General features: G+C 73.1%; 11 protein-coding genes. 6 read left to right on the top strand and 5 right to left on the bottom strand.

The window, feature by feature from the left end; all coding sequences use genetic code 11:
- Positions 1–5: 5 nt before the first annotated feature.
- The gene (locus AC5PYY_RS02105) at positions 6–1,088 is read left to right on the top strand and encodes a P1 family peptidase (protein ID WP_493898166.1); all 1,083 of its coding nucleotides are present in this window, start codon (positions 6–8) and stop codon (positions 1,086–1,088) included.
- A 404-nt stretch (positions 1,089–1,492) separates the two neighbouring features.
- On the opposite strand, the gene AC5PYY_RS02100 is transcribed toward AC5PYY_RS02105, so the two are convergent.
- From AC5PYY_RS02100 to AC5PYY_RS02090, 3 genes are read right to left on the bottom strand one after another with little or no spacing between them, the layout of a single operon-like run.
- The gene (locus AC5PYY_RS02100) at positions 1,493–2,503 is read right to left on the bottom strand and encodes a quinone oxidoreductase family protein (protein WP_493898165.1); all 1,011 of its coding nucleotides are present in this window, start codon (positions 2,501–2,503) and stop codon (positions 1,493–1,495) included.
- Positions 2,504–3,313: a citryl-CoA lyase gene (locus AC5PYY_RS02095; RefSeq protein ID WP_493898164.1), complete on the bottom strand. Its 810-nt coding sequence runs from the start codon at positions 3,311–3,313 to the stop codon at positions 2,504–2,506.
- Complete coding sequence (locus tag AC5PYY_RS02090) at positions 3,310–4,518, bottom strand: CaiB/BaiF CoA transferase family protein (RefSeq protein WP_493898163.1); 1,209 nt, start codon at positions 4,516–4,518, stop codon at positions 3,310–3,312. The genes AC5PYY_RS02095 and AC5PYY_RS02090 overlap by 4 nt, the downstream gene beginning before the upstream one ends.
- Before the next feature lie 213 nt (positions 4,519–4,731).
- Between AC5PYY_RS02090 and AC5PYY_RS02085 the strand changes: the two genes are divergently transcribed.
- The gene (locus AC5PYY_RS02085; RefSeq protein ID WP_493898162.1) at positions 4,732–6,207 is read left to right on the top strand and encodes an amidohydrolase family protein; all 1,476 of its coding nucleotides are present in this window, start codon (positions 4,732–4,734) and stop codon (positions 6,205–6,207) included.
- Between the two features lie 10 nt (positions 6,208–6,217).
- Complete coding sequence (locus AC5PYY_RS02080) at positions 6,218–8,026, top strand: FAD-dependent monooxygenase (RefSeq protein ID WP_493898161.1); 1,809 nt, start codon at positions 6,218–6,220, stop codon at positions 8,024–8,026.
- A 5-nt stretch (positions 8,027–8,031) separates the two neighbouring features.
- Here the strand turns inward: AC5PYY_RS02080 and AC5PYY_RS02075 are convergent, their stop codons facing one another.
- Positions 8,032–8,820 carry an IclR family transcriptional regulator domain-containing protein gene (locus AC5PYY_RS02075; RefSeq protein WP_493898160.1) on the bottom strand — a complete coding sequence of 263 codons (789 nt, stop codon included), beginning with the start codon at positions 8,818–8,820 and terminating at the stop codon, positions 8,032–8,034.
- Positions 8,821–8,966: 146 nt separating this feature from the next.
- Here AC5PYY_RS02075 and AC5PYY_RS02070 point away from each other — a divergent pair, with 146 nt between their 5' ends.
- Both AC5PYY_RS02070 and AC5PYY_RS02065 read left to right on the top strand, forming a co-directional pair.
- Positions 8,967–9,839 carry a DODA-type extradiol aromatic ring-opening family dioxygenase gene (locus AC5PYY_RS02070; protein ID WP_493898159.1) on the top strand — a complete coding sequence of 291 codons (873 nt, stop codon included), beginning with the start codon at positions 8,967–8,969 and terminating at the stop codon, positions 9,837–9,839.
- Complete coding sequence (locus AC5PYY_RS02065; RefSeq protein WP_493898158.1) at positions 9,836–10,201, top strand: hypothetical protein; 366 nt, start codon at positions 9,836–9,838, stop codon at positions 10,199–10,201. Before AC5PYY_RS02070 ends, AC5PYY_RS02065 begins: the two co-directional genes overlap by 4 nt.
- 71 nt (positions 10,202–10,272) lie before the next feature.
- Here the strand turns inward: AC5PYY_RS02065 and AC5PYY_RS02060 are convergent, their stop codons facing one another.
- On the bottom strand, positions 10,273–10,548 hold the full coding sequence (locus AC5PYY_RS02060; protein ID WP_493898157.1) for an HU family DNA-binding protein: 276 nt from the start codon (positions 10,546–10,548) through the stop codon (positions 10,273–10,275).
- Between the two features lie 208 nt (positions 10,549–10,756).
- Between AC5PYY_RS02060 and purU the strand changes: the two genes are divergently transcribed.
- A complete protein-coding gene (purU, locus tag AC5PYY_RS02055) occupies positions 10,757–11,623 on the top strand; it encodes a formyltetrahydrofolate deformylase (protein ID WP_493898156.1) in 867 nt (288 codons plus the stop codon).
- Positions 11,624–11,793 lie beyond the last annotated feature (170 nt).

The raw sequence follows: 11,793 nt of genomic DNA, 5'->3' as shown, positions 1-11,793 counted from the left end.
GGGGTATGCACCCCGCCGCCGGACCCACCAACTCTCTCCTCGACGTCGGCGGGTTGGGGGTGGGGCACCACCAGCGCGTCGGCGACGGCTCCCTCACCGGCACCACGGTCGTGCTCTGCCCGCCCGAGGGCGCGGTCGCCGGGGCGGACGTGCGCGGCGGGGCGCCCGGCACCCGCGAGACCGACCTGCTCGACCCGCGCAACCTGGTCGAGCGGGTGCACGCGGTGGTCCTGTCGGGCGGGTCCGCCTTCGGTCTGGCGACCGCCGACGGTGTCATGCGGCGGTTGTATGCCGAAGGTCGCGGCTTCCCGATGGGTGAGCCGGGCGAGGTGGTGCCGATCGTGCCCGCGGCGGTCTGCTTCGACCTCGGGCGGGGCGGCGACTTCGGCTCCTTCCCGGACGCCTCCTTCGGCGCGCGGGCCCTGGCCGACGCCGAGAGCGGTGGCGTCGCGGGGCTGGGCAACGTGGGTGCCGGCACCGGCACGCAGGTCGGCGGGCTGCGCGGCGGGGTCGGCACGGCGAGCGCCGTGCTGCCCGACGGCACCACGCTCGCGGCGCTCGTCGTGGTCAACGCTGTCGGGTCCGCCGTCGACCTCGGCACGGGCGAGCTGTGGGGCGCCCGCCACCTGGTCGAGGCGGACGTGCGCGGCATACCAGGATGGCCGGAGGGGGGGCTGCCCGCCCGGCCCGATCCGGCCGAGCTGGAGGCGGCGCGGCGGGCGGCGGAGGAGTCCAACGCGACCAGCCGCGTCCCGCGCTCGCTCGCGACGACGATCGGGGTGGTCGCGACCGACGCAAGGCTGACCCCAGCGCAGTGCTCGCGGCTGGCGACGAGCGGTCACGACGGCATGGCGCGCGCGGTCAACCCGATCCACACGATGTTCGACGGCGACGCGCTCTTCGGCCTGTCGACCGGTGCGCGAGGCGTGCCGGACGTCGCCGGCTTCCACGCCCTGCTCCACGGCGCGGGGGAGGTGGTGACCCGCGCCATGGTCCGTGGAGTGCTGGCGGCGGAGTCGGTGACCACCCCGGCGGGCTCCTGGCGTGGCTACCGCGACGCTTTCCCCAGCGCGGGGCGGGACGACTGACCGCGCCATGGCTGCACGCCGGGCCGAGGCGGCCGTCCCTCGAACGGCCACGCCTGCGCCCCTGACCTCGGCTCAGCGTGAGGCGTCGGCGCGGGCGGCGGCATATGCCCGCAGCCCCGAAGGCCGACCCGGTGGACAAGAAGGTCCACGCCCAGGTCGGCTCCGTCGCGGAGGTCAGCATCACCCTCTGACCCCGACCGCCCCGCCGCCGGTCGAGAAGCGAGGCGCGCCAGCGCCGAGCCTCGAAGCCACGGCGCGCCGGTCGAGGAGCGAGCGCAGCGAGCGTCTCGAGACCACGGGTGACGAACGGCCCCGGACCACCACGGTCCGGGGGCCGTTCGTCGCGACGTGCCAGCGCCCGCGCCCCGAGGTGCCAATTTTCGTACCGTGGGCCGCGGCGGCGCTCAGCAGATCCGCACGACCGCCCGACCGCGGACCCGGCCGGCGCGGTGCGCTTCCCAGGCGGCGGGCAGATCGTCGAGCCCGAACACCTCGTGGTCGACGGCGAGCTGCCCGGCGGCGGCGTGGCAGAGGATCTCGGCCATCGCGACCGCGCGTCGCTCGGCGGTGAGGTCGTTGTTGGTGAAGCCGAGGATGCTACGCGAGCCGCTGCGCAGGTGCGCGCTGGAGAAGGTCGCGTCCGCCCCGGCCGACGAGCCGAGGTTGACCAGCCGGCCGTGCGGCGCAAGACACAGCGCGGCCGCGCTCGCGGGCACCCCGCACAGCGGGTCGAGCACGACGTCGACCTCGCCGACGACGGTACGCATCCGCTCGGCCAGCGCGGCGACGTCGGCCTCCCGGTCGGAGCCGTCGAGGCCGCCGAGCGGCACGAAGCCGTGCGCCCCCAACGCCGTCGCGGCATCGGCGGCACCGGGCTCGACAGCCGCGGCGAACACCGCCGACGCGCCGCGCAGGACCGCGGACCGGACGGCGACCGAGCCGACCACGCCGCTGCTGCCGAGCACGAGCACCCGCTCACCGGGACGCAGCCCGCCCCGGTCGCGCAGCGCCGTCCACGCCGCCATCGCCGACAGGCCGAGGGAGGCGACCACCGTGTCGTCGGGCGCCTCGGCGTCGAGCCGCACCAGGTCGGCCTCCGGCACGACCGCGAGCTCGGCGAGCGCCCCGTCGCCGGGCGTCATCCCGGCACTGGTCGGGAACCAGACCCGGGTGCCCGCCGGAAGCCCTGCGGCCTCCACCACCTCGCCGACACCTTGGACTCCGGGGACGTAAGGCAGCGCCGGCGCGCCGAAGTAGCTGGTCCCGCTCGCGCAGAGCACGTCCAGCGGCGTCAGCGGCACCGCCCGGACCCGGACCAGCGCCAGCCCCTCTGGCGCAACTCCGCGCGCCGGGTCGGGGTGGTCGTCGACGACGCGGGGGACGCCGCCGTGCTCGTCCAGCAGCCCGGCGCGCACTCAGCCGGCCTGCCCGTCCGACGGGTCGACGTAGACGGCGTTGCGGTCGATGCTCAGGTACATCGAGTTCGCGATCGGGCGCCGGATCTCCTCCGCGACGTGACCCAGCAGCCCGGCGCAGCGCGCCAGCAGCACCGTGCCGCGCAGCAGCTCGGTCGGGATGCCCAGGTCGGCCAGCGCGGCCCCGCTGACGCCGGCGCCGTTGAGCGGCAGCCACGTGCCGAGCACCTGCTCGTGCACGCGGCCGATCGCCTCGAAGAGCGCCAGGTTGGTGCCGTACTGGCCCTCCTCCCGCGCGATCTCGATGATCCGCGGCGTACGCGGGTCGCCCTGCTTGTGCACGGGGTGGCCGAGCCCGGGCACGAATGTGCCCTTCTCGCGCTGGGCGCGCACCGCTGCCAGCGCGACCTCGTCCCACCCGGCGTCGTCGGTGGGGACCTCGTCGAGGTCGGCGACGACGGCGCGCAGGAAGCGGCCGGTGTCCTCGGTGACGCCCAGGTAGCGCGAGCCGCCGCCGAGCAGGCCGGAGGCGAGCGCACCCTGGATGGCGTCGGGCGCGCTGAGGTAGGTCATCCGGGCCGCGATCGCGGTGGGGGTGAAGCCGTGGTCGGCCAGGCCGAGCAGCACCGCCTCGAAGAGCCGGCCCTGCTGGCGGGTGGGTCGCTGCAGCGTGAGCAGCCAGTACGCCAGCTCGCCGAAGGTCACCTCGCCCATCAGCTCGGTGGCGACGTCCTTGCCGAGCAGGCTCATCGACGTCAGGTCGGAGGTCCCCAGCGAGGTGGGGAAGGAGGGCTGGTCGGGCGTGCTCATGCGCGGGGTCCGTCCTGGCTCGTGTTGGGGGAGGTGTCGGAAGAGGGCTCGGCTAGCCAGCGGCGTACGTCGTCGCCGTCGGCGTCCAGGCGCGGCGGTGCCAGGTCGTAGCGCACGGTCGCGTCGCTGAAGCGGATCGGGTTGCGCACGGTCGGGATGTCGCCGGCCATGGCGACCGGCTCCAGGCCGAGCCGGTCGGCGAGCTCGATGCCGCCGCGGACGTCGTTGATCGGTCCGCACGGAATGCCGACGTCGCTGAGCACCGCGAACCACTCGTCGGCGGAGCGGGTCGCCAGCGCCTCGAGCAGCAGCGGGCGCAGCTCCTCGCGGTTCTCGTTGCGCAGCCCGACCGAGGTGAAGCGGGGGTCGTCGGCGACCTCGCCGATCCCGAGCGCCTCGGCCAGCTTGCGGAACTGCCCGTCGTTGCCGGCGATCACGATCAGGTCGCCGTCGCCGGTGGCCAGCGGCTCATAGGGGAACAGGCTGAGGTGGGCGTTGCCCATCCGGCCCGGCACCACGTCACCTGCGACGTACGCCGAGGTCTGGTTGACCAGGGTTGACAGGGCCGTGGAGAGCAGGTTGGTCTCGACGTGCTGGCCGCGGCCGGTCCGCTCGCGCTGGCGCAGCGCGGCCTGGATGCCGATCACCGAGTGCAGCCCGGTCATCACGTCGAAGACCGAGATCCCGGCGCGGTAGGGCGGGCCGTCGGGGCTGCCGGTGAGGCTCATCAGCCCGGAGACCGCCTGCACGAGCAGGTCGTAGCCGGGCAGGTGCGCGCCGCCGTCGGAGCCGAACCCGGAGATCGAGCAGTAGACCGAGCCCGGGTTGGCCGCGGACACGTCCTCGTAGGACAGGCCGTACTTCGCGAGCCCGCCGGGCTTGAAGTTGTGGATGAACACGTCCGCGCGCCGGGCCAGCTCCTGGGCGACCTGCTGGTCCTCGGGGTCACGCAGGTCGAGGCTGATCGAGCGCTTGTTGCGGTTGATCGCCAGGTAGTAGGTGCCCTGGTCCTCGCGCAACGGGGGCACCCAGTGGCGGGTGTCGTCACCGGCCGGGCTCTCCACCTTGACCACCTCCGCGCCCAGGTCGGCGAGCAGCATCGTGGCGTACGGGCCGGCCAGGACCCGGCTGAAGTCGGCGACCAGCAGGCCCGACAGCGGCCCCTCGGACGGGCTGGGCGGGGAGTCGGAGTTTTGCGGACGCATGTCCACGATCTTGGGTCACCGACGCCACGACGTCAAGAAGGATCCCGTCGCCGCAGGTCACAGCGGTGGCGCGGGGTCGTCGGAGGCTGGGGCGGATCCGACTGCGGCGCAGGTGACACCAGTGATCCGGGGTTGACATGTGACGCCGGCACCAGCAGGCTGAGCGTCAATGGACATCTGTCCGGCATACGTTCCCCAACGAGGTGGTCGATCATGAGCAGCCAGTCCAACCCGTCCCCGGCGCCGTCCAGCGCGGACGTCGCCGCCGCCCCGGCGACGGTCTTCCGCGGCGGCACCGTCCTGACCATGGACGCCGCCGGCACGGTGCTCACCGACGCCGACGTGCTCGTGGTCGGCGACAAGGTCGAGGCCGTCGGACCGGCGCTGGAGGTGCCCGACGGCACCGCACAGATCGACGCCTCGGGCGGCATCGTGATGCCGGGTATGGTCGACACCCACCGCCACATGTGGCAGACCGCGATGCGCGGCTACGGCGCCGACTGGACGCTGACCCAGTACTTCGTCTGGAACTACCTCGAGCACGGCAAGCACTTCCGCCCGCAGGACATCTACGCCGGCAACCTGCTCTCGGCCCTGGACTCGCTCGAGGCCGGCGTCACCACGAGCGTCGACTGGTCGCACGGCCTGCAGTCGGTCGCGCACGGCGAGGCGGCGCTGTCGGCGCTCGAGGAGGTCCCCGGACGGTTCGTGCTGGCCTACGGCAACATTCACGCAGGCCCCTGGGAGTGGGCCGACTCCGCCGAGTTCCAGTCCTTCGCGCGCCGGGTGATCGACGGCGGGAAGGTCGGCTTCCAGATGGCCTTCGACGTCACCGGCGACCCGGAGTTCCCCGAGCGGCGGGCCTTCGAGGTGGCGCGCGAGCTCGGCACCACCGTCACCACCCACGCCGGGGTGTGGGGCGCCACCAACGACTCCGGCATCAAGCTGATGCACGAGAACGGCTTCATGACCCCCGGCACCGTCTACGTGCACGCCGCTACCCTGACCGACGACTCCTACCAGCGCATCGCCGCGACCGGCGGTGTCGCCTCGGTCTCCGCGGAGAGCGAGTCCTCCTGCGGCCAGGGCTACCCGTCGAGCTGGGCGCTGCGCCGCCACGGCATCCCGATCTCGCTGTCGGTCGACACCTCGGTGTGGTGGAGCGGCGACGGGTTCTCCGCGATGCGCTCGACGCTCTCGGCCGACCGGGCCCGCGAGCACGACCTCGCCCACGTCGACGGCGACACGATCACCAACGTGTCGCTGCGCGCCTCCGACGTGGTCGGCTGGGCCACCCGCGGCGGCGCCGAGGCCCTCGGCCTGGGCGACGAGATCGGCAGCCTCGAGCCGGGCAAGCAGGCCGATGTCGTGCTGATCAAGAACGACGCCTCGCCGACCATGTTCCCGCTGCTCAACCCCTACGGCCACGTGGTCTTCCAGGCCCAGCGCGGCGACGTCGACACCGTCCTGGTGCGGGGTCGGCTGGTCAAGCACCAGCACCGGCTCGTGGACGCCGACCTGGCCAGGGCCCGCGCCGCGGTGGAGGACACCGTCGCGCACCTCACCGAGCAGCTCGGCGAGGAGGGCTGGCGGGCCGGGATGACCCCGGAGATCCCGGAGTCGAAGGTGCTCGACAACCCCTACACCTACACCGAGTACCGCGACGCCGGCACCCACGCCCGCGCCTGAGGAGCCGCTCGTGAACCAGATCCGCAGCCACTACCCGGTCGTCGTCGTCGGGGGAGGGCCGGTCGGGCTCGCCTCGTCGCTGATGCTCAGCCGCCTCGGCGTCGAGCACCTGCTGCTCGAGCGCCACGAGGGCACCTCGATCCACCCCAAGGCGGTCGGTCTCAACCAGCGCACGGTCGAGATCCTGCGCCAGCTCGGGCTCGGCGAGGAGCTGGCCGCGGCCGCGGCGCCGCCGTCGACGGTCTCGCGCACCGGCTGGTACACCTCCTTCGGAGGCTCGACCGAGCTGCACGGGCGCGAGATCGCCTCGCGCGACGCGTGGGGCGGCGGGCAGTACGCCGAGGAGTACGCCGCGGCCAGCCCGGCGCCGTACACGATACTGCCCCAGATCCGGCTAGAGCCGCTGCTGCGCGCCGCCGCGGAGGCGCAGCCGCAGGCCGACGTACGCTTCGCCACCGGCGTGACGGCGCTGGCCCCCGACGCCGACGGGGCCGACGTCACCGTGCTGGTCGACGGCCACGAGCGGGTGGTCCGCGCCGACTACGTGCTCGGCGCCGACGGCGGCCGGATGGTCGCCGACGCGCTGGGCGTGACGGTGTCGGGACCGACCAACCTGGTCGACATGGTCAGCGCCCACTTCGGCGCCGACCTGACCGACGCGCTGCCCAGCCGGGAGAACCTCATCTCGTGGTTCGTCAACCCCGACCACGGGGGCTCGATCGGCAGCGGCTACCTCTACCACCTCGGCCCCTGGGACGAGCAGGGGCGCTCGGAGGAGTGGGTGTTCGCCTGCGGGTTCCTCGCCGACGACCCCGACCGCTTCGACGAGGAGGCGATGGCCGCGCGGATCGGGCGCAGCCTGGGCCTGCCCGACCTCCAGGTCGACCTGCACTCGATCTCCCACTGGTACATCCAGTCCGTCGTGGCCGACTCCTTCACCGAGGGCCGCTGCTTCCTCGTCGGCGACGCCGCCCACCGGATCCCGCCGTGGGGCGCGCTGGGCCTCAACACCGGCGTCCAGGACGCGCACAACCTGACCTGGAAGATCGCCCTGGCACTGGCCGACCCGCGCACGGCGGGCCTGCTCGACTCCTACGAGCAGGAGCGCCGGCCGGTCGCGCAGAGCGTCGCCGCGAGCTCGCTGCACAACTTCCAGAGCCACGGCGGCGTGATCGACGCCGCGATCGGCCTGCGTCCCGACCTGCCGCCCGAGGAGGGCTGGGAGCGGCTGCGCACGCTGTGGTCGGGCAGCGAGAAGGGGCAGCGGCTGCAGGCCGCGCTCGACGAGGCCGTGGCGTTCATGGACCGGGAGTTCCATGCCCATGGCGCCGAGAACGGCTTCGCGTACGTCGACGGCGCGCTGTGCCCCGACCCGGAGGCCAGCGCGCTGCCCGAGGACACCCTCGTCTACCGCCCGACCACCCGGCCCGGCCACCACGTGCCGCACGCGTGGCTCGAGGGCCGGGGGAGTCGCTGCTCGACCCTCGACCTGCCGGCGCCCGGGCGGTTCGCCTTGCTCGTGGACGCCGAGGCCGACACCTGGCGGGCCGCGGTCGACGGCGTCGACCACCCGCTGGCCGGCCTCCTCGACGTGGTCGCGGTCGGGGCCGGCGGGTCCTGGGAGGACCCGGACGGCTCCTGGTCCTCGCTGCGCGAGGTCGGGCCCGGCGGCGCGGTGCTGGTGCGCCCGGACACCGTCGTCGCCTGGCGCAGCACCGACCTGCCCGCGGACCCGGCGGCGGCGCTGGGCGCCGCGCTGGCCGAGGTGCTCGAGCCGGCCAGCGATCTCACGCGTGATCCCGCGCGGGAGCCGGCCTGATGCGGCTACTCGACGTGCGGGCGGGTCAGCCAGTGCGCCCAGTCGGCGGAGACGTCGGAGGCGGTGCGGATCAGCAGCGGCAGGTAGTCCTCCAGCAGGGTCTCCCGGCTGGTCTCGGAGGCGTGAACCGTGACGTTCATGGCGGCCCGGACGGTGCCGAGGTGGTCACGCACGGGGACCGCGACCGAGCGGATGCCGGGGGCGAGCTCCTCGTCGGCGACCGCCCAGCCCCGGGCGCGGACCTGGCTGAGGTCGTCCTCGACGTCGCCGTCGTACGCCGGCACCGTCACGCCCGCGCGGCTCGGCTCGGCGAGCACCCGGTCGCGCTGCTCCTGGTCGAGGGCGGCGAGCAGGACCTTGCCCTGCGAGGTCCACAACGCCGGGAAGCGGGTGCCGATGTCGACGCGCAGCGCGATCAGCTTCGGCACCGAGACACGGGCGACGTAGACGATGTCGGAGCCGTCGAGCTGGCTCATCGAGGACGACTCCCCGGTGCGGGCGACGAGCTGCTGGAGGTGGGGGCGGGCCATGTCCCACAGGCCCAGCGAGCTGGCGTACGCCGTGCCGAGCCGCAGCACCGCCGGAGTCAGTTCGAAGCCGCTGTCCACCAAGCGGACGTAGCCGAGCTCCTCGAGCGTGGCCAGCAGACGCCGCGCCGTGGGCCGGGCGAGGCCGGTCGCCGTCGCCACCTCGCTCAGGCTCATCCGCCGGTGGTGCGCATCGAAGCAGGTCAGGACGTCGAGACCGCGGGCGAGGGACTCCACGAAGTCCGGTCCGGTGCCTCGTCCCGCCACAGTGCCACCTCGTCGTCCCGGAGCCGGTCGGTCGGTCGACCGGCCGACCGATCGTCTCACAGTTTCGCCGAGGACCGTAGAGCGGACACCTGGACGCAGATCCCGACGCGCATGATCGCGTCGACCACCACGAGAGGAACCCCCTGATGGCCGACCTGGTCGCGATCCTGGCCACGACCCACCACCCGTTCTACTACCGCACCAGCCGGTTGCCCGCGCACGAGGCGCCGCCGTTCGCCGCGGAGTGGGTCCGCAAGGTGGAGACCTACCGCGAGACCCTCACCCGGGCCCGCCCCGACGTGCTGGTGATGGTCGGCTCCGACCACTTCCACCAGCTGTGGCTGGACAACATGCCGCAGTTCCTGGTTGGCAAGGCGCCGTTCTACGACGCCAACTGGGAGAACGAGATGCGCGAGTTCGGGATGCCCAAGCTGCTTCTGCGCGGGCACGAGGAGCTCTCTGAGTACATGCTGCGCGAGGGCATCGACCGCGGCTTCGACCTCGCCTTCAGCAACGAGCTGCGCATCGACCACTCGGTGACCTGCCCGATCTTCACCGTTCGCCCCGACAACGACCTCCCGATCGTGCCGATCTACACCAACATTTTCGCCCCGCCGCTGCCGCGTCCCGAGCGGTTCGTCGAGCTCGGCCGGACGATCCGCGAGATCATCGACTCGTGGCCCAGCGGGCTGCGGGTCGCGGTGATCGGCAGCGGGCACCTGTCCCTGGAGCTCGGCGGCCCGCGCCAGTTCGGCCCGCACGGCCCGGACCCGGAGTTCGACGCCCGCGCGATCGACTGGATCTCGCGCGGCGACATCGACGGCTGCCTGTCCGAGGTGACCCTCGACAGCCTCCACGCCCCCGGCAACGCCACCCACGGGTTCATGGACTTCATGCTGATGATGGGCATCGCCGGCTACGCGAAGGCCGACCACGCCGACAGCCTCGACCTGTTCCACACCATGGAGGCCTACTTCACCTGGTACCCGGACCAGCAGCTGATCGGAGCCGAGGCATGAGCAAGTACCTGGTCAACAAGTTCCTCTTCACCGTCGACCGCGACCGCGAGCTCACCGAGCGCTACCGCGAGGACCCCGCCGGGCTGGTCGCGTGGTGGGAGGAGAACATCGGGCCGCGGCTGCTGAGCTCGATCGAGGACGAGCGGACCACGTGGCTGGCCCTGACCGACGACGAGCGCCGCGCCCTGGTCGAGCACGACCACGTCGCCCTCTTCGAGATGGGCGCCCACCCGTTCCTGACCCTCACCTTGTGGATCGCGATGTTCGAGCGCGACTGGGACGAGCCCCTGGGCATGCAGCTCGACTACGCCGCCAAGCTGGCCCACCTGAACGTGCAGCCGTACCCCGACATCGCCACCTGACCCTCGCCGGTCGATTCGTCGTGCCGTGCCCGCGCCGCGCGGGTCAGGCCCGCGCGGCGCGGGCGGCGCGATCAGCCGTTGACGGCGTCCTTGAGCGCGGAGGCGGGCTTGAAGGCCGGCGCCTTGGAGGCAGCGGTCTCGATCGAGGCGCCGGTCTGCGGGTTGCGACCGGTGCGGGCGGAGCGCTCGCGGACCTCGAAGGCGCGGAAGCCGGCGAGGGAGACCTTCTCGCCCTTGGTGAGGGTCTCGCTGACGCCGCCGAGGACGGCGTCGAGGGCCTTCTCGGCGGTGGTCTGGTCGATGCCGGCGGACTCGGCGACGTGCTGGTCGAGGTTGCGCTTGTTCATCGGGTGCTGCTTCTCCTTCACAAGGGTGTCAGGGCCGATGCGAGATCCCCTCTGTGTCGGTGTCGCCACGATGACGCCTCGGGGCCGCGTCGAGGTTGTCCCACGCTGCCGGGCGCTGCTCCGTGACGTCCCGGTCCACGCCGGGCCGGCCGGAGACCGCCGCCCCGGCGCTCCCGCATACCTCGGGCCCGACCTAGACTGGGCGGCCGTGAGCCCCGAGACGAGCCGTGACTTCGTGCTGACCCTCTCCTGCCCGGACCGCGCCGGCGTCGTCCATGCCGTCGCGGGCGCGATGCTCGAGCACGACCTGACGATCACCGAGAGCCAGCAGTTCGCCGACCCGAGCACCGGCGAGTTCCACCTGCGCATGGAGGCCACCCGGGAGGGGAGCCCGATCCAGGTCGAGGCGCTCCGGGCCGGTCTGACCCCGGTCGCGGACGGGTTGGCGGGTCAGTGGCAGGTGCACGACCGGGCCGAGCCGCACCGGCTGCTGATCATGGTCAGCCGCATGGGGCACTGCCTCAACGACCTGCTCTTCCGGGCGCGGACGGGCCAGCTGCCGGTGACGATCCCGGCGATCGTGTCCAACCACGAGGACTTCCGTGGCCTGGCGGAGTGGCACGGCATCCCCTTCCACCACGTCCCGATCACCGCCGACACCAAGCCGGAGGCCGAGGCGCGGTTGCGCGGGATCGTCGACGACCACGACGTCGACACCATCGCGCTGGCGCGCTACATGCAGGTCCTCTCGCGGGACCTGTGCCGTGACTACTCCGGGCGGATCATCAACATCCACCACTCCCTGCTGCCGAGCTTCAAGGGGGCCAAGCCCTACACCCAGGCGCACGACCGTGGTGTCAAGGTCATCGGTGCGACAGCGCACTACGTGACGGCCGACCTGGACGAGGGCCCGATCATCGAGCAGGACTTCCGCCGGGTCGACCACCGGCTCACCCCCGCCCAGCTCGCCCAGCAGGGCCAGGAGGTCGAGGCGGCAGCCTTCTCCCGGGCGATCCGCTGGCACGCCGAGCACCGCGTGGTCCTGCGCGGCGGCCGCACCATCGTCTTCAACTAGCGGCCGTGCCGGTGAGGTTCGGTGCGGCTGCACCGATCCTCTCCGGGTGGGTGGGCCTGTCGCGGTGAGCTTCGGTGCGGCTGCACCGATCCTCCCCGGGTGGGTGGGCCTGTCGCGGTGAGCTTCGGTGCAGGTGCACCGATCCTCCCCGGTGGGAGTGTGACCCTAGC

The sequence above is a fragment of the Serinicoccus sp. JS2-9 genome (assembly GCF_059025165.1).
The sequence above is the reverse complement of the archived record's forward strand: the minus strand, read 5'-3'. Positions and strand labels throughout refer to the sequence as shown.